Source organism: Streptomyces echinoruber, assembly GCF_014651135.1.
Classification (GTDB): domain Bacteria; phylum Actinomycetota; class Actinomycetes; order Streptomycetales; family Streptomycetaceae; genus Streptomyces; species Streptomyces echinoruber.
Map to the genome: position 1 here is coordinate 1 of NZ_BMWH01000017.1, position 17,779 is coordinate 17,779.

A 17,779-nucleotide genomic window follows, 5' to 3' on the forward strand; every position below is an offset into this window, starting at 1 on the left:
CAACCGGGTCCCGCTTCGGGTTCCGACCGAGGGCGGCGGGGTCAGGATGCCGAGGAGCGCCCGGCGCGCCGCACGACCACCGCGGAGTTGAATCCGCCCTTCCCCCGCGCCAGCACCAGGGCGGAGTCGACACGCCGGTGGCGCGGCGTCTCGCGCACCAGATCGATCCCGTAGTCCGGCGGGACGTCGGCCACGTGGTAGGTCGGCGGCACGACCCCGTCCCGGATCGCGTAGAGCGCCGCGGCGATGTCCAGCGGTCCTCCGCCGGAGTAGAGGCGACCGGTCAGGGTCTTCGGGGCGGTGACGGGGACCGCGTGCGGGCCGAACAGGCCGGTGATCGCCTCCGCTTCGATCCGGTCCAGTTCGGCGACGCCCGCGGCGTCCGCGAAGACCACGTCGATCTCGTCGGGTCGCACGCGGGCGTCGTCCAGCGCGAGTTCGGCGGCCCGGCGCAGCCCCGGCGGCCTCCCCGACCCGGGCCGCGGGTCGAAGGTCGCCGCGTAACCGGCGATCTCGCCGTAGACATGGGGCACTGCCCTGCGGTCCGCCTCCTCCGCGTCCTCCAGGACTAGGATGGCGCCGCCCTCGCCGGGCACGTATCCGCTCGCCCGCGTGTCGAAGGGCCGGTACGCCCGCCGCGGGTCGTCCTGTCTGCTCAGTCGGCCGCTGGCCACGTGCGACACCCAGCCCCAGGGATCGAACGACGACTCGACACCGCCGGTGACCGACAGCGCGGTCCCCCGCCGCAAGGTGCGGCGCGCGTGGCCCACCGCGTCCAGGCCGCCCGCCTGCTCGGCGACGAGCACCGCGCCCGGCCCGCGCATGCCGTGGCGAATGGAGATCTGCCCCGTGTTCACCGCGTAGAACCAGGCGAACGACTCATACACGCTGACGAATCGGGAGCCCTTGGTCCAGAGTTTGTTGATCTCGGTGTGGGTGAACTCGAATCCGCCGGTGGCGTTGGAGGTGACGACGCCCATCCCGTACTCCGGCAGCTGCCCGGGATCGACTCCGGCATCGGCGAGTGCCATCTCCGCGGCGACCAGGGCCAGTCTGGTGACCCGGTCGGTCTGCGGCAGCAGCCGCCCGGGCAGGTGCCGTTCGGCCTCGAAGCCGCGAATCTGGCCGGCGAGCCGCACCGGATACCGTGACGGGTCGAACCGGTCCAGCGTGGTGATGCCGCTGTGCCCCTCGAGTGTGGCCTTCCAGAACGCGTCGCCGCCTGCTCCGTTGGGGGCCATCACCCCGATCCCGGTGACGACTGCGGGCGGCCTCATCGGGCCTCTCCCTCACGCCGGAGAACCATGGCGCTCTGGAATCCGCCGAAGCCGCTGCCGACGCTGAGCACGGTGTCCACCCGCCGCTGCCTCGCGGTGAGCGGTACGTAGTCCAGGTCGCACTCCGGATCCGGTTCGTGCAGGTTGGCGGTGGGCGGCACGAAACCGTGCCGGATGGCCAGCGCGCAGGCCACGATCTCGATGGAACCGATCGCGCCCAGCGAGTGCCCGACCATGGACTTGATGGAACTCACCGGTGTCTCGTAGGCGTGGGCGCCGAGCGTGCGTTTGAACGCGGCGGTCTCGTGCCGGTCGTTCTGCTTGGTCCCGGAGCCGTGCGCGTTGACGTAGTCGACGGCGGTCGGGTCGATGCGGGACTCGTCGAGTGCCGCGGTGATCGCCGCCGCCATCTCCCGCCCGTCGGGCTTCAGCCCGGTCATGTGGTAGGCGTTGCAGCGCGTGGCATAGCCGGTGATCTCCGCGTGGACACGGGCGCCGCGGCGCCGCGCGTGCTCGCGCTCCTCCAGGACGAGCATGGCCGACCCCTCGGCGAGGACGAAGCCGTCACGGGTCCGATCGAACGGGCGGGAGGCGTGCTCGGGGTCGTCGTTGCGCGGGGTGGTGGCCTTGATCGCGTCGAAGCAGGACACCGCGATCGGTGATATCGGCGCGTCGGCGGCCCCGGTGATCATCACGTCGGCGCTGCCCTCGGCGACCAGTTGGTAGGCGTGTCCCACCGAGTCCAGGCCGGAGGTGCACCCCGAGGACACGATGGTGGCCGGCCCTTCCGCGCCCACCTCCCACGCCACCTCCGCCGACAGCGAACTGGGCACGAAGTAGTCGAACATGTGCGGTGACAGGTAGTCGGGGTCGACCAGCCATTCCCGGCCGGTGTCCGAGAGCACGAGGTACTCGCGTTCCAGGCTGGTGGTGGCACCGACGGCGGTGCCGACGCTGACGCCGATCCTGCCGGGGTCCATCTCCTCGAACACCAGGCCGCTGTCGGCCAGGCACTCGCGGGTGGAGAGGATGGCGAGCTGTGTCGCCCGGTCCATGCGGCGGCTCTGGCGGTGCGTCAGTCCGGCCGCCTCCGGGTCGAAATCGCACTCCGCGGCCACCTGCGAACGGAACGGCGACGGATCGAAGAAGGAAATGCGCCGGGTGGCGGTACGGCCGGAAGTCAGCAGGTCCACGAATTCCTTCGTGCCTGCCCCACCGGGCGCCATTACCCCGATACCCGTGATCACGACACGCCGGTTCATGACGAGTCTCCCCTATATCAGACATGGACATGCCAGAAAGTCAGATGGTCCCTCACTCCGCCGCAGCACTCCGCCGCAGCGCAAACCCGTGCACGAGGTCGCCCAGGCGGAGGTCAGACCGTGGTGACGACCTCGTGGTACTCCAGCCGCGGAAGCCTGGCGAACCAGGCGTTCTCGGCGGGCCTGCCCATGTTGACGACCGTGAGGACCGTGGCGGTGCGCTGCTCCGGCGCCCCGAAGAACTCCCGGTCGACCCCTTCGGCGTCGAATCCCACGATCGGGCCGGCAGCCAGCCCTGCGGCGCGCACGCCGAGGATGAAGTATGCGATCTGCAACGTGGCGTTGAAGCGTGCCGACTCCTCGCGCACCGTGCGATCGGCGTACAGCTCGCGGGCCTGCGGCCGGTGCGGGAAGAGACGCGGCAGGTGCTCGTGGAAGCGGTAGTCCGCGGCGAGCAGCGCCACCAGCGGAGCGGCGCTCACCTTGGCGGCATTGCTGCCCGCCATGTGCCGCAGCAGCCGCTGCCGCGCCTCGGCCGACCGCACCAGCACGATCCGCAGCGGCTGCTGGTTCATCGACGTCGGGGCGTACTTGACCAGGTCGTAGATGGCCTTGACCTGCTCGTCGGTCACCGGCTCCGACGTGAAGGTGTTCGCCGTCCTGGCCTCGCGGAACAACAGGTCCTGCGCCGCCGCGTCCAGCGCCAGGAGCCGTGCCGCCGTCGTTGCGGTCACTCCGGACCCTCCACGATGGCGACCACACGGGTCCAGCCCGCGCCGGCGCCGGCGATGGACACCGGGAAGCAGGCCACCGTGAACCCGGTGGAGCCGGGCAGCGTCCCGAGGCCGGCGAGTTTCTCCAGCTGGAGGTACTCCCGGGTGCGCCCGTAGACGTGCGCGGGCCACAGGACCGAGCTGTCGCCGGTGCGCCGGTACTCCTCGACCATCTCGCGCATCGGCCGGTCCAGCCCCCAGGCGTCGATGCCGATCACCCGCACGCCCCGTTCCACCAGGTAGGCGGTGGCCTTGCCGCTCAGCCCGGGATAGGAGGTCAGGTACTCCGCCGTCCCCCACAGCGAGTCGGCACCGGTCCACAGCAGCACGACGTCCCCGGGCGCGGGTTCGTGACCGGCGGCGTCGATGGCGCCGATCAGCTGGTCGACGGTGATCTCCCGGCCCGCGGGCACATGGCGCACGTCGAGCCGCAGACCCGGTCCGTAGCACCACTCCAGGGGCACCTGGTCGATGCTCTTGGCCGGCGCTCCCCCGCTGAGGGGTCCGTAGTGCAGCGGCGCGTCCATGTGCGTTCCGGTGTGCGTGGTCAGGGTGACCGTCTCGTTGGAGATCGCCATGCTGTCCGGGAAGTCCTCCGGGCTCAGCCCCAGGACCGTGGCGCCGGTACGGTGGTCGAGGAGCTCCACGGTCACCGGCGTCGCCTCGCTCGGTGTCGACCGGGTGGCCACGCTCAGGTCCAGAAAGCGGCGCATCACGCGGCCGCCGCCCGGTCCGCACGGCGCTCGGCCTCACTCTTCACGGCGTTCAGGTCCGCCACGCTGTTGCGCTCCACTGCCGCCTGGAGCATGGCATCCGCCTCCTCGAGGGAAAACCGGCCCGCGGCCTTGCCGTCCACCGGCTGCCGTGCGGCGAAGTCGTGAGTCAGCACGAGCTGGGTACGGCCGGCGTCGAGCGGGAAGGCCCGCCACTCGCCGCCCATGCGCTCGACGATCGGGGCGGTCTCCAACTGGCGGTAGGCGATGACGTGGCGCTGCGGGTCGATGTCCCGGCGCGACACCCACGACTGGACCTCGCCGCCGACGTCGACGTGCAGCCGGGCCACCTGGTGCGTCGGCGACTCCTCCAGCAGGTGGACCTCACGGGTCGGCGGAAAGATGCGGGAGTAGCCCTCGACATCGACGAGAACACCCCACACCAGGTCGACGGGGGCCTCGACGGTCACGGTGTGTTCCGCGTGATGGGACATGGCTGGTCCTCTCGGTCGCCGGGTCAGGAGGGGAGGTCGCTCGACGGCGTCAGCGCCTCGTGGTTGGCGTAGGCCGCCTCGAACCGCAGCCGCCTCTTCCAGTCGGTGACGAAGTCGTACACCTCCGGCAGTTCGGAGAACTTCTGGAGCGAGTCCAGGTCGTCGCAGGTGAACTGGGCAATCGAGGCCGCCGTCATACCGCGGGCGCGGTCGTCGGCGGGCAGCCACAGGTGCGGCTTGTGGTCGAAGCCCTTAATCAGCCCCGTCTTCAGCACCAGTTGGCGCATGGCGTCGAAGAACTCCGCGCGCTGCTCCTCGGCGACGTCGTCCGGGAAGCGGTAGATCAGCGTGTGTACGATCACGTCTTCTCCCTTTGGTTCCATGGCGGTTCACGATGTCTTCGGGCGTGATGTGCGTCCGGGGGCCGGGACCGTCCCGATCAGATCGTCTGGACGGACGCCTCACGGACCGCGGCCAGCAGCGAACGAGGCGTGTCGAGCGTGGCGATCAGGTCCTCGGGCAAGGAGACACCGAATTCCTGCTCGATGCGCGCGGCGGTTTCCAGTAATGCCAGCGAGTCGTAGCCGAGATCAGTGAACGAGGTATCGGCGATGTCGACCCGGGGGTCGAGGAAGTCGCCTTCTCCCGCGCACTCGGCCAGTATTCGCCGTAGATCTTCCAGGGTCATCTGCACCTCTCACTTGCAGGAACGTGTTCGCGTTCTCCACCTATTCGAGCCTCGCCGGTCAAGCTCAAAACTCACTCAAGGAGTGTTTTCCATGCGCCGGACGGCGGCCCGGTAGGTATGCAATGCCCCAGCCGCTCGGGGCGGCAGCAGCGGGACGACCTCGCAATGGCCCTGACGTACTCGGTGGTGGCGCCGGGCCAACATCGAAAGTCCTTGTCCGGGCCCGGTTTCGACAAGGAGGAAATCACGGCTTTTCAGCATGGCGTCGAGGGCCGGCCAGAACTGCACCGGTGTGGCGAGCTGCCGGGCCCAGAACGCCGGATCCGTCGCCTCCTGACGGCTCACGCGCGCGCCGGTGCGCGTCGACCAGACGGGCACCTTCGGCGGCCGCAGCTCGATCGTGGCAAAGGCCCGCTCGAACCGCTCGGCCGCGTGCGCCATGGCAGGGCTGTGGAACGGCTGCCGCGCCGCGACCCGCCGACAGGGCACGCCGTGGCGGCGCAGCCTCTCCTCGACGGAGGTGAGCCGCGGTTCGGAGCCGGCGAGCACGGTCTGCCGCGGCCCGTTCCGGGCGCCCACGACGACGCTGTCCGGGCGCTCCCCGGGGTCGAGATAGGGCCGCAGTTCCTCGACCGACGCGGCCGCGGCGAGCATGCCGCCGGCGGGCACGTCGGCCGTGGCAGCGGCCCGCTCCCGCATCAGCCGGGCCGCGTCCCGCAGACCGAACACCCCGGCCAGCGCGGCGGCCGCCAGTTCCCCGACACTGTGCCCGAGCAGCGCAGTGAGGCGGATGCCCTGGCACTCCACGCTGCGACCGAGCGCGTAGCCGATGGCGAACAGCAGTGGCTGGGCGCGGGAGGCGTCGTCGATCACGAGGTCGGGTGGATCGGCGAGCCACTGGTCGCGCAGCGCGGCGCCCTCATCGCCCAGGTACGTGAAGAACTCGTCCAGGACGGCGGTGAACACCGCCTCCCGCCCGTACAGTTCGACCGCCATCCCGCGGTGCTGCGCACCCTGGCCCGGCAGGAGCAGCGCGACCGGCCGGCGCTCCGGCCCGCCCGGCCTCACCCGCGCCAAAGCGCCGGCGTGTCACCGGCCGACGCGGTCCCGTGTCCGGTCGCCCACCGCGCCCCGGTGCGGGCCGACAGCCTCACGCGTCCGCCCTCCGACCGGCCGTGTGCCCGAGCAGTTCGTTGACGCGGCCGAGGAGAAGCCGCGGGGTTTTCAATTCGTCGATCTCCTCGTCCACGATGGACACGGAAAGGTCGTCCTGAATCCGGGTGACCAGCTCGTACAGGGCGAGCGAATCCAGACCGAGATCCATGAACGAGACGTCGAGCGACGCCTTGTCCACGACATCCGCGTTTCCGGTTCCGACGCAAGCGGCGACCGTCTGCCGCAGGTCGGCGAGAGAGAATTCCTTCATGACGGGCTCCCGAAAAGGATGCTGTCGCACTCCGACGTCCTGAGACAGTGCTGTCCGATCCTCAAGGAGGATTCAAGGACCACTGAACGGCGTGGCGCCGAAGCCTTTGACGATGCTTGAGCCGGCGGCGCCACGCTGGCGCCCGGAAGGCGGGAGGAGACCGCCAAGAATCCGAGGAGGAACTCGTGGGCGCTGGCCGACTCGGCTCCAACCCGACCGGGCACAGCAGGATCACCGGAGTGGGCGCTTATCGCCCGCGGCGGGTGGTGTCCAATCGGGAGGTGTGTGCGCTGATCGACTCGTCGGAGGAATGGATCGAGACCAGGTCGGGAATCCGCACCCGGCGGTTCGCCGCGGAGGACGAGACGCTCCGTGCGATGGCCGCGGCGGCGGGCCGCCGGGCCCTGACGCACGCGGGGATCGGTGGCGAACAACTCGACTGCGTCGTCCTGGCGAGCATGTCCCATCTGGTGCAGACACCGCCACTGGCGGTCGCGGTCGCCCACGAGTTGCAAGCGGTGAACTCCGCCGCTTTCGACCTCTCCGCGGCGTGCGCCGGTTTCTGCCACGCGCTGGCGGTGGCGAGCGACATGGTGCGCGCCGGGGACGCACGGCACGTCCTGGTGATCGGTGCCGAGCGCATGACCGACATGGTCGATCCACACGACCGGAACACGGCGTTCATGTTCGCCGACGGCGCCGGTGCGGTCGTGGTCGGTCCCTCCGCCGACCCGGGCATCGGGCCCGTAGTGCGGGGCGCGGACGGCGCCTTCCTCGACGCCCTGCGGATGAACACGTCCTGGGCCGCGTTCCGGGACGATCCGACACTGGACCGGCCCATGATGAAGATGGACGGGCGCCGGGTGTTCCGTTGGGCGGTCGACCGCGTGGTGGAGGCCGGCAGGCGGGCCCTGAAGGATGCCAGTGTCTCGGCCGACGACCTGGTCGCCTTCATACCGCATCAGGCGAACTCGCGGATGATCGACGTCCTGGCCGACCGGCTGGCCCTCCCGGAGCACGTGGCCGTGGCACGGGACGTGGTGACGGCGGGCAACACCTCAGCGGCGTCGATCCCGCTGGCCATGGAGCGGCTGCTGGTCGACGGCGAGGCGCCGGCCGGCGGACCGGCCCTGCTGATCGGGTTCGGTGCGGGCCTGAACTACGCGGGCCAGGTCGTGCTGCTGCCGGACGCCCCCACGGCCCCCACCCGCGACGAGGCGCCGACGACGGCCGGGCGGTAGGTGCGGACCGTCCGGTGCGCGGCGGCCGGTCCCCGGAGCGCGGACAGCGTCGCCGACTGCCCGGGCTCCGAGGGCCGGCCGCGTTCCGGCACCGTGGGCGCACCGACGGGCGGCCGGACTCGCGGTCCGCGGCGGACGACCGCGCGGCATGCGTCCGTCCGAGCCCCGGTTCCGGCCCCGCTGGGCGGGCGGGGCGGACCGGTCACAGGCGGCGCGACAGGCGTGGTGCGCGCAGCCTTGGGACGCGCCGTTGGGCCGCACGCGCCCGCAGTCCGGCCGCCCGTCGTCTCGCGTCCCCGCCGTTCCGCCGCCCCCTTCGCCTGGCGTCTCACGCGATGCCGGGGACGGCAGGGCGGCGGCCGGGTGCACGGGTCACCCGCCCCAGACGTGGCGCGCGAAGTGGTCGCTGTTGCGGTCGAAGCGCAGTGCCGCGTGCGACGCCACGGCGAAGACGTCACGCCACGAGCGCTGCAGGGGATTCGTCTCCGTCTGTGCCCCGGTCCCACCGGCCCGGAACAGCCGGTCCACGACCGACACGGCCAATTCGGCCGCCACGGCCGCGTCCCTGGCGTTGCGTACGGCGAGTCCGTGCGTCACCGCGCCCAAGTCCGCGGCCTGCCCGGCCCGCTCCAGCAGCAGCCGCGCGATGTCGGCCTCCGCCGCCGAGCGGGTCAGTGTCTCCCGCGAGCGCGGGTCGTGCGCGGCGGGCCGGCCGTGGCCGCCCCGGTCGCCGGCCGGCTGCGACCAGCGTCGCAGCGCTCCGTGGGCCGCGCCCACCGCAGGCGCCGCGAAGAGCGGCGCCGCCACGGCGAGCAGGGGCACCTCGTGGCACGGGGACTCGGGGTTGCCGCCCTGCCCGTTCATCAGTGCACCGTCGTCGAAGGACCGGTGCCGCGGCACACGCACGTCGTCCAGCACCACGGCGTTGCTGCCGGTGCCGCGCATTCCGACGGTGAACCAGACGTCCTTGATCCGGTAGTCGCGCCGCGGCACCGCGAAGAACCGCCGCACCGGCCGGCCGTCCACGGGCATCGTCCCGCACAGCAGGGCCCAGTCGGCGTGGTCGACGCCGCTGAGGAAACGCCACTCGCCGGTCAGCCGCCAGCCCGCCGGGTCCCGCCGAACGTCTCCGGAGGGAACGAAGGCCGCGGCCATGGGCACGTCCGGACCGCCGTCCCAGATCTCCCGCTGGGCCTCCTCGGGGAGGTATCCGGCCATCCTGGCCGACGTCGCGAAGATCATCCCGCACCACGCGGCGGAGGTGCACTCCTCGGCCACCGTCAGCAGCGCGTCGATCAGGTCGCCGAACCGCCCTGCCGGGCCGCCGTGCCGGATGGGGACGAAGTGGCGGGCGAAGCCGGCGGCGAGCAATGCCTCGACCACTTCCTTCGGCAGACTCCGGTCCCGTTCGGCATCCGCGGCGTACCGTGCCGCGACCTCGGCCACCTCGGCGGACGACAGCAGGAGGCTGTTCGTCCCGGCGGCTACTGGGTGCGTCACATCAGTCTCCTTCGGTGCGCGGCCGTGGCCTGGTTTCCTCACGAGTCGAGCGGTGCCCCGAACCACTTCCCGAGCGCGGCGGTCAGCCGGCCGGCGTCGAACCGACTGCCGGTGCGCAGCACCCAGGCCACGCAGCCGTCGGGCCGCAGCAGCAGGGCCTCGACGTCGCCGATGCCGTCGGCACGCTCCCCGCAGGCGGTCACCACGTCGACGCGTCCGGCCCAGCCGGCGGCCGTCTCCGCGATCTCGCCGCGGCCCCGCAAGTCGATCAGCAGACCGCGCGCCGCCTGCATCGCTTCGGTCACGCTGCCTTCCGGTCCGTCGCCCCGCACCGCCGGCAGCAGGTTCGGCAGCAGGGTGCCGACGAGGCGGTCGGTGTCGCCCAGGTCGTAGCGGATGTCGAAGCCGGCCAGCATCCGGCCGAGGAACCGGTCCACCTCGGGCAGGTCCATGAGGTCGGAGAACAGCTCGCGCAGTGCCGCGCTGTGCGGGTCGGGACGCATCAGCGCCGTCTGCGCCCGGGTGTTGTGCAACAGCCGGGCGCCGACGGGGTGCCGTTCGGCGGAGTAGGTGTCCAGCAGCCCGGGCGGGGCGTGGCCCAGTACCTCGGCGGCAAGCTTCCAGCCCAGGTTGACCGCGTCGACGATGCCCACGTTCAGGCCCTGGCCGCCGAAGGGCGCGTGCACGTGGGCGGCGTCCCCGGCGAGGAGCACACGGCCCATCCGGTACGCCGACGCCTGGTAAGCGTGGTCGGTGAAGTACCCGCCCGCAGTCATCGCGGTGATGGGCACGTCGGTGCCGCTGACCCTTCGCACGCTCTCCCGCAGCTCGGTGGTGGTGAGCGGCCGGTCGGGGTCCTCGGGAGGTCCGTCGAACTCGAGGGTGGCGACCCGGTTGACGCCCAGCCCGTAGACGAGCACCCCGCCGGGTCCGTACTCGAATCCCGGGGTGAGCGCCGACGGGTCGGCCAGTTCCACCACACCGCGACGCCCGGTGACCGTGGCCGGAGTGCCCACGAAGGCGAACCCGGTGAGCCGGCGCACGGCGCTGCCACCGCCGTCGCATCCGACCGCGTACCGTCCGCGCACCGCGCGCCTGCCGCCCGGCGTTTCGGCCGTCACGACCACTCCGCCGGAGTCCTGACGGACCTCGACGACCTCGTGCTCACGCCGTACGTCGACACCGAGGTCCTCCGCCCTCCGGAGCAGGATCTCCACCAGAACGGGCTGCTCGACCCGCATCCGGCGGCGTCCGACGCCCTCGTAGCGACTGGAGTCGATCTTGTCCAGTCCGGCGAAGTGCTCCTTGGGGCTCGCCGTCCCGTCTTCCTCTTCCGGGTGGGGGGCCGCAGCCGCCATCTCGGCGTAGCGCCTGAGCGTGTCCTGTTCAGCGGCGAGGAGTTCCTTGCCGAAGCCGCGCCGCTGCAGTGCCTCCACAGCCAGCGGCCCGATGGAGCCCGCCCTGATCGCCGGGTCCGGCCGTTCGAGACGGTCCAGCACCACGACGGAGACACCGGCCGTGCGCAGCTCGCAGGCGAGCATCAACCCCACGGGGCCGGCGCCGACCACTACGACGTCGGGTTCGAGACGCGTCATCTCCCACTCCCATCGGCGACGGCAGCCGACGCGGGTGTCGGCATCCGGCGTGCCCGAATCTCGTCCGGCCGGCTCAAGCCGGGCTCAAGGCCCGTCAAGGGGGCGGGAGCGGGGGCCTCTTGAGCAATGGCTGAGGCAGTCGGCCCAGCCTGGCGGACCACTCCATCCAGAAAGGGGCCCTGCCTCAGATGATCACACACACGCTGGTGTACCGGTTCTCCGAGCCGCTGGAGGAGGAGACCCGGCAGCGGTTCTTCGCCGAGGCCCGCGAGGTGGCGCTCGGCACGGGACTGGTACGGGCCTTCGACCACCAGCCGCAGCTCGTCACGCTGGACGGCCGTCCGCCCCGGGCCGTGATAGCGCAGCTCGCCTTCGACGACGTCGACGCGCTGCGGTCGTACGCGGGCGCGCCGGCCGTGCGCGCGTTCATCGAGCACTGGAAGTCGGAGCTGAGCTGGGAGATCGACACGATCAGCCACCACCCGCTGCGCCTTTCCGTGGGGCACTGAGCGGAAGGCGGCCGCTCCTCCTCGGGTCCGGTGCCCGGGCCGCCGGGTCCGGGCACCGGGCCCGGCGGTCAGTCGAGCTGCGGCACCACGTCCGAGGCGATCAGTTCGAGCTGGTCGAGGTCGGTGATGTCGAAAAGTTGCAGGTACAGGCGTGTGATCCCGGTCGACTCGCGCCACCGGCCGATCTTTTCCACCACCTCTCCGACGGTGCCCACGAGCCCGTTCGCCAGCATCTCGTCGAAGGCCGGCCCGAGCGTGGGCCGGCGACGCGCCACCTCCAGGTCGTCGCGGCCGACGGCGATGGTGTGGGCGGCCGAGCGCACCAGGCCGGACGGGTCCCGTCCGATCGAGCGGCAGGCCTCCTCGACCCGGCGGAAACGTGCCAGCGCCTCCTGGGGCGAGGTGAAGTTGGCGTTGAACTCCGCGGCGTACCGGGCGGCCAGATACGGGGTCCGCTTCCGGCCCGCCCCGCCGATGACCACCGGGGGGCCGGGGTGCTGCGCGGGTTTTGGCAGTGCCGGCGCGTCGAGCAGTGTGTAGTGCTTTCCGGCGAAGGAGAAGCGCTCACCGGGCGGCGTTGCCCACAGGCCGGTGATGACCTCCAACTGCTCCGTCAGCGCGTCGAAGCGTTCCGCGGGACCGGGGAACGGGATCCCGTACGCACGGTGCTCCGCCTCGAACCACCCGGCGCCCACGCCGAACTCGACCCGTCCCCCCGACATCCGGTCGACCTGGGCGACGGCGATCGCGAGTGGCCCCGGCAGCCGGAAGGTTGCCGCCGTCACCAGGGTTCCGAGCCGGATGCGGGAGGTCTCACGCGCGAGGGCGGCGAGGGTCACCCACGCGTCGCTCGGCCCCGGCAGACCCGCGCCGCCGTCGACCGGGAGGAAGTGGTCGGACCGGAAGAAGCCGTCGTAACCGGCCGACTCCGCGATCCGGGCCGCCCGCAGCAGATCGTCGTGGTCGGCGCCCTGCTGCGGTTCCGTGGTGATCCGCAACTCCATTGCCCAGCACCCCATTTCAGAGATCGGTTTGCGCAGAGCACCCTCGTTCGCCTCGGGAGAGGCGCCTGCCCGCCACGGCGCCCCACGCGTTGAACGGCGCACGCATGTGTGATCTCGGCCACATTTTCGGCCTGTGGTTCGTCCCACGCCCCGGCCCTCTGCACCGGTCCCCGCAGGGGCTCCCGGGCAGCCTCACGGGCACCGGGAACGGGATCGGCACCGCTGCGGAGAAGTACCCGGAGAGCCCCCGGAACCCAGCAGCCGCATATCGGCAAATCGGTCATGAGAGGACAGAATGCGACCATGGCCAGTCAGGACCGGTTGCTCTTTTGAACGAGTGATGCGCGGGGTACGCTACGGGCCAGCGGTCCGGATAACAAGAAGAACCACGGGGGCGTCAGATGGCGAGAAAGGAGCGGGTGGACGCCGCCCGTAATCGGCAGGCCATTCTCATCGCAGCGAGCGCCTTGTTCGACCGGCCCAACTCCGCTGAAGTGTCGATGCAGGAGATCGCGGCTGCCGCCGGCGTGGGGAAAGGAACGGTTTTCCGCCACTTCGGCGACCGTACCAGTCTTATTCAGGCCGTTCTGCTGCCGCGGGTCGCGACGCTGCGATCCGCCGTGGAGTCAGGGCCCCCGCCGTTGGGTCCAGGAGGCAACCCCGATGCGGCCCTGGCGTCACTTGTCGAGGCCCTCTTCGACTTTTCCTGGACGAACCGCCCGCTGATCCGCGCACTTGAAGTGCGCGGACCGCACGCCTACTACACCAACGAAGCCAGCCGATTCTGGATCGCCGAACTCACCAGGAGACTCGCCACGGCCGCCCCGGGAACCGACGTAGAATTCCGGGCACATGCCGTGTTCACCGCACTCAGGGCCGATGTCATTGAATACCTGGTGGAAAGGTGCGGGATGACGCAGAATCGAATCCGGGAAGGCCTGGTCGGCCTCTCGGGCCTGCCAGGCTCGCCGCCCGCCGGAAGACCATGAGCGGCCCAGCAGGGAAACAGACAAGAACGGCCGGCTCAACTCCACCGGAATAAAATCGATTGATCATTCATGACCTGAGCCGTACGCTGCCGGGCCATGCCGCGGGAGTCCCAGAAACGCCGAACGATGCCCTGCGCGGGGCAGGCACGAAAAGCCTTGACGAAAACTTTACGGAAGAGGTTTCGGATACGACCCGTCGTCGACGAGGTGACTGTTCAACGCTGATGTTGTCGTCCGCGTCGCCTTCGGAAGCACAGCGCCGTGCCCTGAGCAACCCGACGAACTGCACCGACTGGACAGGGGATGATTCCATGATCACCATACTGGGCAACTTGTCGATGACAGGGAGGAAAGGCGGCAACGCGGCCCCCAGCGCACCCAAGGAGCGCAAGGTGCTCGCGCTTCTCCTCTTCAACTACGCCCGGCCCGTCCCCATTCACCTGTTCATCGACGAGTTATGGGCCGACAACCCGCCGAAGCGGGCCCGCACAGCGCTGCAGACCTACGTACTCAATCTGCGCACCCGGCTCGCCTGCGGCTTGGGAATTCCCTCGGGCCGGGTCCGCGACGAGATACTCGTCACCCGCAGCGAAGGCTACCAGTTCCAACTCGAAGGGCACCCCTTCGACCTCCATGAATTCCTTCGCCTCGTCGATCTCGGTGAGAAGTCCGTAGCCGACGGAGACGACGCGAGGGCGATCGAGGCACTGACGAAGGCGGAAGGACTCTGGACCGGCCCGGTACTTCCGGACGTCGAACACGGACTTCCGCTCCAGTCCGAGATCGCGCGCCTGGAGCAGCGCCGCACCGTCGCCCGGGAAATCAGGATCGAAAGTGAACTGCGGCTCGGCCGGCACCGCGAGCTGGTGAGCGAACTGTCGATGCTGGCGCTGCGGCATCCCTATCATGAGCGCTACCACGAGTACCTGATGTTCTGCCTGAACCGGCTGGGACATCGCGTTCAGGCACTGGAGGTCTTCCGACGCCTGCGGTACTCCCTGGTGGACGAGCTGGGTCTGGAACCGTCCGAAAGGATCCAGAACCTCCAGCGGGAGATCCTGGAATCACGCTGCGCAAGCTACGCGGCTCTGCCGTAACCGGGCACCGCACTTGGACGTGGCCCGCAGAGTAGTCCTTCCCGCGGGCCACGTCCACAGCCGCTTACGAAACACGGGGAACGAGCCCGCCGACGGGTGTGCAGAGCCGACGGAAAGTGTTCCTTGAGCGGGCCCAGAGCATGGCCGCTTAGCGTCGGGGCAGCTTTCGATGAATTGCCGACTCCTCGACAAAGGGCGTATGCGCAGCCATGCGAATCCTCATCTGCACCTATTCCACGGCCAGTGACATCTTCGCGACCGTCCCGCTGGCCTGGGCGCTGCGGTCCGCGGGTCACGAGGTCCTCTACGCGGGGGGCGGCGACGGAATGCGGGAGTGCGCCAAGGCGGGCTTTCCCTACGTCGACCTGGCCCCGGACGTCGACCTGACCGAACCGTTCCGGCGCAGAGCCGAACAGACCGGCACCTCCGGGCAGTTGGTCTGGTACCGCTCCGGGGTGATCGAGGAGGCCGACGTCAGCTCCGCGGTGACGTTGTTCGGAGAGCTCTCCGACCTCGTGGCCCCCGGCGCGGTGTCACTGGCCCGGCGGTGGCGGCCGGAACTCGTCGTGTCCACCGACATCCAGGGCTCGGGCCCGCTGATCGCGAGCCTCCTCTCGGTGCCCCTCGTACCCCTGAGCCATCTCCTCGCGCTCGTGCCCGACATGGTCGAGCGGCTGCGCGGCGCGATGGCCGCCACGTACGACCACTACGGTGTCTCGGGGGCGCCCCGGCTGGTGCAGCCGGTCAGGACGACACCACTCAGCATGAACCCGCAGCGCTCCGACCACCTGCCGATGCGCCACATCCCCTACAACGGCTCCTATCTGGACGTCGGTTCCCTGCCCGACTGGCTGATGCGGGAACCGCGACGGCACCGGGTGCTGCTCACACTCGGCACGTTCGTGCCGAAGTACGGCGGGCTCGCCGTCCTGCCGGAGCTGATGGACCAACTGGAGTCCGTGGACGCCGAGTTCGTGCTCGCACTCGGCGACGTGGACCAGGAGCAGATCCCGCCCGTCCCGTCCAACGTCCGGCTGGAGGGCTGGCTGCCGCTGAACGCCGTGCTCGGCTCGTGCAGCACGGTCGTCCACCACGGCGGCTCCGGCACCACTCTGGCCGCGCTGTGCGCCGGCGTCCCCCAGATCATCCTGGCGCACGGCGCCGACCAGCACTTCAACGCGCACGTGGTGGCCCGGCGCGGGCTGGGTGTCGCCGCCGACAGGACACAACTGACCGCGGAGCTCATCGCCCGCGCCCTTGCGTCCCCGGAACTGGCCCGGACCGCCGCCGAGGTGCAGGAGGAGATCCAGGCCATGCCGACGCCGCGGGAGACCGCCGCGTTGCTCGAGGACATCGTCAAGTAGCCGCGCTCCGGAACCCGGGACGCCCCGGCTGACGGGGCCGTCCCGCCGGTTCCGCCGATCGAGCCAAGAACTCCCCTCCCCCTTTCCTGCCGCATCATGAGGAGATCCCTGTGACTGTTCTGGTAACCGGTGGCCGTGGACATGTCGGTCGCAGTGTCGCGAAGAGGCTGCTGGCCGCGGGCGAGAAGGTGCGCGTCGGCAGTTCCGACCCGGCGAACACCTCCTTCGACGGCACCGCCGAGATCGTCGAAGTCGACCTGGCGCGCCCGCGGACGCTCGCCGACGCGCTCGACGGCGTCTCCAAGGTCTTCCTGTACGCCAAGCCGGAGACCGCCGGCGCGCAGGTGGAGATCCTGGAGGACGCCGGGATCGAGCACGTGACCTTCCTGTCGACGCGGTCGCTGACCTTCCTGGACGCGGACACCAACCCGATCGCGCAGTTGCACGTCCAGGTAGAGCGGGCGCTGGGCCAGTCGTCGCTTCCGTGGACGTTCCTGCGGGCCGGGACGTTCTCCACCAACACCCTGCAGTGGGCCGAGTCGATCCGCACCGACGGGGTGGTGCACGCGCCGTATCCGGAGGCCTACGCGGCGCCCATTCACGAGGACGACATCGCCGACGTGGCAGTGCTCACCCTCACCGAGGACGGGCACGCCGGCGTCGCCTACGCCTTGAGCGGGCCGGCGCCGGTCACCCAGCGGGAGCAGGTCGTCCTGATCGGCGAGGCCATCGGTCGGCCGATCAGGTTCGAGGAACTCCAGCCCGAGCAGTACCGCGAGACGCTGAGCCGCTGGGGCCGCAGCCAGGTCGTCGACCAGCTGCTGCGGTACCTGGAGATGTGGAACAAGCGGCCGGTGCCGGTGATCGACCAGCGTCAGCAGCTGCTCGGCAGCCCCGGCCGGTCCTACCGGCAGTGGGCCCTCGACCACGCCGACGACTTCCGCTGAGCCCGTCAGGACGGCTGGACGATGAAAGGGATCATCCTCGCCGGAGGCACCGGCAGTCGGCTGCACCCCTTGACGATGGCCATGTCGAAGCAGCTCCTGCCGGTCTACGACAAGCCCATGATCTACTACCCGCTGTCGACGCTGATGCTCGGCGGCGTGCGGGAGATCCTCGTGATCTCGACGCCGACGCACCTGCCTCTCTTCCGGCAGGTGCTCGGCGACGGGTCCGAACTCGGCCTCGACCTGAGGTACGCCGAGCAGCCGCAGCCGGCAGGCATCGCCGACGCGTTCCGGATCGGTGCCCGTTTCCTCGGCGCCGATCCGGTGACCCTCATCCTGGGGGACAACATCTTCTACGGCCAGGGTCTGTCCGAGCTGCTGCAGACGAGCATGCGGGACCTGATCGGCTGCACCCTCTTCAGTCACACGGTGCGCGACCCGCAGCGGTACGGGGTGGCCGAGTTCGACGCGGAGGGGCGCCTGGTGGACATCGAGGAGAAGCCGGCTCGGCCGAAGAGCTCCGAGGCGATCACCGGACTGTACCTCTACACCAATGACGTCGTGGAGATCGCGCGTGGCCTCGCTCCCTCGGCGCGGGGCGAGCTGGAGATCACAGACGTCAACCGGGTCTACATCTCCGAGGGCCGGGCACGGCTGAGGTCCTTCGGGCGCGGCTTCGCCTGGCTGGACGCCGGGACGCACGACGGCCTGCTCAACGCCGCCCAGTTCGTGCAGGTGCTGGAGCACCGGCAGGGTGTGCGCATCGCGTGCCTGGAGGAGATCGCGTTACGGATGGGGTTCATCGACGCGGACTCCTGCTACGCGCTGGGCCGCAAGCAACAGAACTCCGGATACGGCCAGTACGTCATGACCGCGGCGCAGGCCGGCTGAGGGGAGGCA

General features: G+C 70.5%; 19 protein-coding genes. 7 read left to right on the forward strand and 12 right to left on the reverse strand.

Features of this window, described 5'->3' with window-relative positions; all coding sequences use genetic code 11:
- Positions 1 to 41: 41 nt before the first annotated feature.
- From IE225_RS19545 to IE225_RS19585, 9 genes are all read right to left on the reverse strand, one after another.
- Positions 42 to 1,277 (reverse strand): ketosynthase chain-length factor, encoded by a 1,236-nt coding sequence (locus IE225_RS19545; protein WP_190058863.1) that lies wholly within the window; start codon positions 1,275 to 1,277, stop codon positions 42 to 44.
- Positions 1,274 to 2,539, reverse strand: coding sequence for a beta-ketoacyl-[acyl-carrier-protein] synthase family protein (locus IE225_RS19550; RefSeq protein ID WP_190058864.1), 1,266 nt, complete (start codon positions 2,537 to 2,539; stop codon positions 1,274 to 1,276). The genes IE225_RS19545 and IE225_RS19550 overlap by 4 nt, the downstream gene beginning before the upstream one ends.
- 113 nt (positions 2,540 to 2,652) lie before the next feature.
- The gene (locus IE225_RS19555; RefSeq protein WP_373303232.1) at positions 2,653 to 3,273 is read right to left on the reverse strand and encodes a malonic semialdehyde reductase; all 621 of its coding nucleotides are present in this window, start codon (positions 3,271 to 3,273) and stop codon (positions 2,653 to 2,655) included.
- Positions 3,270 to 4,025 (reverse strand): cyclase family protein, encoded by a 756-nt coding sequence (locus IE225_RS19560; protein WP_190058865.1) that lies wholly within the window; start codon positions 4,023 to 4,025, stop codon positions 3,270 to 3,272. The genes IE225_RS19555 and IE225_RS19560 overlap by 4 nt, the downstream gene beginning before the upstream one ends.
- Complete coding sequence (locus IE225_RS19565; protein ID WP_190058866.1) at positions 4,025 to 4,519, reverse strand: aromatase/cyclase; 495 nt, start codon at positions 4,517 to 4,519, stop codon at positions 4,025 to 4,027. The genes IE225_RS19560 and IE225_RS19565 overlap by 1 nt, the downstream gene beginning before the upstream one ends.
- Positions 4,520 to 4,542: 23 nt before the next feature.
- Positions 4,543 to 4,881: an antibiotic biosynthesis monooxygenase family protein gene (locus IE225_RS19570; protein WP_190058867.1), complete on the reverse strand. Its 339-nt coding sequence runs from the start codon at positions 4,879 to 4,881 to the stop codon at positions 4,543 to 4,545.
- A 77-nt stretch (positions 4,882 to 4,958) separates the two neighbouring features.
- The gene (locus tag IE225_RS19575; protein ID WP_190058868.1) at positions 4,959 to 5,207 is read right to left on the reverse strand and encodes an acyl carrier protein; all 249 of its coding nucleotides are present in this window, start codon (positions 5,205 to 5,207) and stop codon (positions 4,959 to 4,961) included.
- A 75-nt stretch (positions 5,208 to 5,282) separates the two neighbouring features.
- On the reverse strand, positions 5,283 to 6,275 hold the full coding sequence (locus IE225_RS19580) for an acyltransferase domain-containing protein (protein ID WP_268250007.1): 993 nt from the start codon (positions 6,273 to 6,275) through the stop codon (positions 5,283 to 5,285).
- Between the two features lie 82 nt (positions 6,276 to 6,357).
- Positions 6,358 to 6,633: an acyl carrier protein gene (locus IE225_RS19585; protein WP_190058870.1), complete on the reverse strand. Its 276-nt coding sequence runs from the start codon at positions 6,631 to 6,633 to the stop codon at positions 6,358 to 6,360.
- Between the two features lie 185 nt (positions 6,634 to 6,818).
- Between IE225_RS19585 and IE225_RS19590 the strand changes: the two genes are divergently transcribed.
- On the forward strand, positions 6,819 to 7,874 hold the full coding sequence (locus IE225_RS19590) for a beta-ketoacyl-ACP synthase III (RefSeq protein WP_190058871.1): 1,056 nt from the start codon (positions 6,819 to 6,821) through the stop codon (positions 7,872 to 7,874).
- 372 nt (positions 7,875 to 8,246) lie between these two features.
- Here the strand turns inward: IE225_RS19590 and IE225_RS19595 are convergent, their stop codons facing one another.
- Both IE225_RS19595 and IE225_RS19600 read right to left on the reverse strand, forming a co-directional pair.
- Positions 8,247 to 9,374: an acyl-CoA dehydrogenase family protein gene (locus tag IE225_RS19595; RefSeq protein ID WP_190058872.1), complete on the reverse strand. Its 1,128-nt coding sequence runs from the start codon at positions 9,372 to 9,374 to the stop codon at positions 8,247 to 8,249.
- Positions 9,375 to 9,412: 38 nt separating this feature from the next.
- Positions 9,413 to 10,969, reverse strand: a complete 1,557-nt coding sequence (locus IE225_RS19600) for an FAD-dependent monooxygenase (RefSeq protein WP_190058873.1) — start codon at positions 10,967 to 10,969, stop codon at positions 9,413 to 9,415.
- Positions 10,970 to 11,157: 188 nt separating this feature from the next.
- Between IE225_RS19600 and IE225_RS19605 the strand changes: the two genes are divergently transcribed.
- On the forward strand, positions 11,158 to 11,478 hold the full coding sequence (locus tag IE225_RS19605) for an antibiotic biosynthesis monooxygenase family protein (protein ID WP_190058874.1): 321 nt from the start codon (positions 11,158 to 11,160) through the stop codon (positions 11,476 to 11,478).
- Positions 11,479 to 11,546: 68 nt separating this feature from the next.
- Here IE225_RS19605 and IE225_RS19610 read toward each other — a convergent pair whose 3' ends face one another.
- Positions 11,547 to 12,482 (reverse strand): LLM class F420-dependent oxidoreductase, encoded by a 936-nt coding sequence (locus tag IE225_RS19610; protein WP_190058875.1) that lies wholly within the window; start codon positions 12,480 to 12,482, stop codon positions 11,547 to 11,549.
- A 419-nt stretch (positions 12,483 to 12,901) separates the two neighbouring features.
- Between IE225_RS19610 and IE225_RS19615 the strand changes: the two genes are divergently transcribed.
- The 5 genes from IE225_RS19615 to rfbA all read left to right on the forward strand — a co-directional run bounded on the left by IE225_RS19615 (position 12,902) and on the right by rfbA (position 17,770).
- Positions 12,902 to 13,471, forward strand: coding sequence for a TetR/AcrR family transcriptional regulator (locus IE225_RS19615; protein WP_229879748.1), 570 nt, complete (start codon positions 12,902 to 12,904; stop codon positions 13,469 to 13,471).
- 59 nt (positions 13,472 to 13,530) lie between these two features.
- Positions 13,531 to 14,568 (forward strand): AfsR/SARP family transcriptional regulator, encoded by a 1,038-nt coding sequence (locus IE225_RS19620; RefSeq protein ID WP_190058877.1) that lies wholly within the window; start codon positions 13,531 to 13,533, stop codon positions 14,566 to 14,568.
- 209 nt (positions 14,569 to 14,777) lie between these two features.
- A complete protein-coding gene (locus IE225_RS19625) occupies positions 14,778 to 15,932 on the forward strand; it encodes a nucleotide disphospho-sugar-binding domain-containing protein (protein WP_190058878.1) in 1,155 nt (384 codons plus the stop codon).
- 110 nt (positions 15,933 to 16,042) lie between these two features.
- Positions 16,043 to 16,879 carry an SDR family oxidoreductase gene (locus tag IE225_RS19630; protein ID WP_190058879.1) on the forward strand — a complete coding sequence of 279 codons (837 nt, stop codon included), beginning with the start codon at positions 16,043 to 16,045 and terminating at the stop codon, positions 16,877 to 16,879.
- 21 nt (positions 16,880 to 16,900) lie between these two features.
- Positions 16,901 to 17,770, forward strand: a complete 870-nt coding sequence (rfbA, locus tag IE225_RS19635) for a glucose-1-phosphate thymidylyltransferase RfbA (protein WP_190058880.1) — start codon at positions 16,901 to 16,903, stop codon at positions 17,768 to 17,770.
- Positions 17,771 to 17,779: the final 9 nt, after the last annotated feature.